At 47.5% G+C, this 453-nt stretch carries 1 protein-coding gene; it reads right to left on the bottom strand.

Annotated features, from left to right (window positions below):
* On the bottom strand, window positions 1–358 hold a 358-nt coding region (locus Q4563_RS16145; RefSeq protein WP_303605200.1), incomplete at its 3' end, for a bacteriohemerythrin.
* Between the last annotated feature and the right edge of the window lie 95 nt (window positions 359–453).

Here is a 453-nt window from a genome sequence, read left to right on the forward strand (position 1 = left end):
GGATATGATTGGTGAGCCACAAGCCGATGTCTGAGCGGACTTCTTTGGCAACCTTGAAACAGTCTTCGCCGTTTTCTAGACGTTGATTGTAGGACAAAGCGCGATCACGAAAGGCTTCGTGCACTTTGGCATGGGCCTTTAATACTGGATAATTTGCTTGCTCCATGAGTTTTTCTTCGAAGGCGTTGTGTGAAATGGAATAGTCGATCAGTGCTTTGGCGACGGCTCGAATTTTCTGGTCATCCCGTTGCTTGATGGCGGTCTCAACTTCTTGTAGGTAGTCAAAAATACGCTTGTGCTGAGTGTCAATAATATCAATGCCGGTTTCAAATTCCGGGCTCCAACGAATCGGTTGCACAGGTTCCTTCCTTACCATTGGGTATAAAAATGCGCGGGTGACATGACTCGAATGCGAAATAATTGTCGGTGATTGGCTGCCGCATCTCTTCCGGC

The organism is Gilvimarinus sp. 1_MG-2023 (assembly GCF_030548285.1).